At 63.8% G+C, this 2,823-nt stretch carries 3 protein-coding genes; 1 reads left to right on the forward strand and 2 read right to left on the reverse strand.

Translation table 11 applies throughout. From position 1 onward, the window contains the following. Positions 1 to 67 precede the first annotated feature (67 nt). On the reverse strand, positions 68 to 820 hold the full coding sequence (locus IAG41_RS22750; protein WP_187730993.1) for an SDR family NAD(P)-dependent oxidoreductase: 753 nt from the start codon (positions 818 to 820) through the stop codon (positions 68 to 70). 48 nt (positions 821 to 868) lie between these two features. Continuing rightward, positions 869 to 1,603, reverse strand: a complete 735-nt coding sequence (locus IAG41_RS22755) for an SDR family NAD(P)-dependent oxidoreductase (RefSeq protein WP_187730994.1) — start codon at positions 1,601 to 1,603, stop codon at positions 869 to 871. Positions 1,604 to 1,831: 228 nt separating this feature from the next. Between IAG41_RS22755 and IAG41_RS22760 the strand changes: the two genes are divergently transcribed. Continuing rightward, positions 1,832 to 2,728, forward strand: a complete 897-nt coding sequence (locus tag IAG41_RS22760) for a LysR family transcriptional regulator (RefSeq protein WP_187730995.1) — start codon at positions 1,832 to 1,834, stop codon at positions 2,726 to 2,728. The last annotated feature ends 95 nt before the right edge of the window (positions 2,729 to 2,823 follow it).

Below are 2,823 nucleotides of genomic sequence, written 5' to 3' on the forward strand. Positions count from 1 at the left end.
CCGATAGAGCCGAAGCCGATGATTGCGTAGCTCATGATGTTTCTCCGATCTTGGGTAATGTCGGGGGTCAGACCTGCGCCATGCCGCCATCGACGGCGAGATCCACGCCGGTGATGTAGGAACTCTCATCCGAGGCGAGGAACGCGACGGCAGCCGCGATCTCCTCTGGCTTGCCCCTGCGGCCCATTGGGATCTGCGAAGCAAATTGGGCGGCCGCCTGCTCGGCCTGCTCAGGGGTAAGGCCTGTCGTTGTCTCCAGGGCGGGGGTTTCGATCGGCCCGGGGCTCATCGTGTTAACCCGAATCTTGCGGTCCTTCAGCTCCAGTGTCCAAGCGCGCGCGAAGTTTCGCACGGCCGCCTTGCTGGCGGCGTAGGCACTGAAGCCGGGCACTCCCAACACGTTCGAGACCGACGAGTTCAGGATAATCGAACTTCCGTCCTTGAGCAGGGGAAGGGCCTTCTGAACGGTAAAGAACAGCCCCTTTACGTTCACGTCGAAGGTCTGGTCGAAATGGGCCTCCGTAGCCATTTCGAGCGGAGCGATTGTCCCGGCACCTGCATTGGCAAAGACTATGTCGATGTGGCCGTGTTTCTCCTTCACGACGACATAAAGCCGGTCCAGATCTTCCAGGCGAGACACGTCGCCCACGACCGTCGTAACATTTTCCGCGATGAAGGCCGCGGCGTCCTTCAGCTCTTTTTCGCGTCGCCCGGTGATCACGACGTGTGCGCCTTCGTCCACGAAACGCTTGGCCGTGGCCAACCCGATCCCGCTGCTGCCGCCGGTGATGACGGCGACCTTACCTTCGAGCATTTTCATAGTCTTATCCTTCGTTATGTGTCGGCCAGGGTTGGGGCCGCGAGGTGGTCAGAGTTGCGCGAGGCCGCCGTCGACGGCGACTTCGCTGGCGGTCATGAAGCTGCTGTCCGACGATGCGAGAAACGCAGCCGCTGCCGCGATCTCCGACGGATCGGCCATGCGCTGAAGCGGAGTCAGTGCGGCGAAGGCCTTCTGGCCGTCCTCGCCGAGCGCTTCCTTCGCGAGTTCGGTCGCCGTCGCCCCGGGCGACAGGACATTTACCCGGATGCCGGTGCCTTTCAGGTCCTCCGCCCAGGTCCGCGCGAGATTGCGCACCGCCGCCTTGCTCGCGCTATAGGCAGTGAATCCTGGGGCGCCCGTGGTGCCGGCGCTTGATCCGGTCAGGATGATCGAACCGCCCGGGCCCATCAGCGGCAACGCTTTCTGAACGGTGAAGATCGTCCCCTTCACATTGGTGTCGAAGGTTTCGTCGATATGCTCGGCGGTGATCTGGCCGAGCGGCAGCGGGCTTCCCGCCCCGGCATTGGCGAAGACCACGTCGAGGCTTCCGCGCTTGGCCTTCACCGCCGCGTAGAGTCGGTCGAGGTCCGCCTCATCCGATACCGAACCCGTCACCGCGCGGGCATTGGGCCCAAGCTCGGCCACGGCCGCGTCGAGCGCGTCCTGCCGGCGACCGAAGAGGTAGACGAAGGCGCCCTCCTCGATGAACCGCTTGGCGGCGGCGAGGCCGATGCCGGTCGCACCGCCCGTGATGACGGCGGTCTTTCCGTTCAATCTGGTCATGTCGTGCAGTCCTTGTTTCGGCGTCTCGGGCCTTTGGCAGTACGGGGCGGTGCCCTCAGAGCCTCAAGATGGGTCCGCCGAAGTTGAGCGGTGAGTGCGGAATCGCGCACATCGCTGGTGCGGAAACGATCCAGGCAAACGGTTGAAGGCCGGGACGATCGCGCGCACTACAGCTCAACTTGTTAGAACGGGCTTCGGATGGCGCAGCTTGCGGCGCGGGAATGCACCATGATCGACTGGGATGACGTCCGCTATTTTCTTGCCGCCGCGCGCGGCGGCTCAGTGCGGGCCGCCGCGAAGCGCCTGGGAGTGAACCATGCGACCGTGCTGAGACGCATCGCCCAGCTCGAGGAACACCTCGGGGCGCAAATGTTCGAAAAGCTGCCTTCGGGGTACCGCTTGACGGAAGCGGGCGAGGAAGTCCTCGAGCTCGCGGAGCAGATGGAAGCCTCGTCGCACCAGCTGGAGACGCGTGTCTTGGGACGCGACCAGAGCGTGCGCGGGCTTCTGCGGGTGACGCTGACACCGATCCTCGCGACACACCTGCTCATGCCGGACTTTGCCGAGTTCGCGCGTCTGCATCCAGATATCGAGATGGAAATCCTGTCGTCCGGCGAGTTGGCGAACTTGACCAACCGGGAGGCCGACGTCGCGATCCGCGTCGTCTATGATCGCAAGACCCTGCCGCTCAACCTTCACGGCCTGAAGGGACCTGAGCTGTTCGGCGCCGTCTACATATCCCGTGATCGGCTGGATGCGTGGCGTGCGGGCGCGCCTGATCCCATGCGGTGGATCGTCATAAGTATGCACGGCATCCCGGAGTGGGCCGGCGAGGGTGAGGTTCGTACCACAGGGGTTCCGTTCAGGACCACGGACGGCGAGGCGCAGATCGTTGCTGTACGACAAGGGCTCGGGATCACGACGCTGCCGTGCTTCGTCGGAGATGCCGACCCCCTATTGGTGAGGGTGCCGGGCACCGACCTCCACATGTATGGAACGCTCTGGCTTCTCACCCAAGGGGAGACACGAAAGACGAAGCGCGTGCGGCTCTTCACGGAGTTCGTATCCCGCAGGCTCGCCGCCTACGTGCCCCTTCTCGCGGGGCTGTCAATATCGCGCGACTGACGCCCGGTAGGTCGTCGTCGATGCTTGCAGCGGACACTCGGGCTGCTGGAGTTTCTGAACGAATGGCCGCTTTTGGGATTGTCGACATAGCCGCT

Source organism: Sphingomonas sp. JC676 (assembly GCF_014489075.1).
In the GTDB taxonomy this organism is placed as follows: Bacteria; Pseudomonadota; Alphaproteobacteria; order Sphingomonadales; family Sphingomonadaceae; genus Sphingomonas.

What these genes read in the sequence shown, in the direction of transcription:
- IAG41_RS22760 (WP_187730995.1), top strand. Translation starts at nt 1,832, where the DNA reads ATGATCGACTGGGATGACGTCCGCTATTTTCTTGCCGCCGCGCGCGGC.
- IAG41_RS22750 (WP_187730993.1), bottom strand. Translation starts at nt 820, where the DNA reads ATGAAAATGCTCGAAGGTAAGGTCGCCGTCATCACCGGCGGCAGCAGC.
- IAG41_RS22755 (WP_187730994.1), bottom strand. Translation starts at nt 1,603, where the DNA reads ATGACCAGATTGAACGGAAAGACCGCCGTCATCACGGGCGGTGCGACC.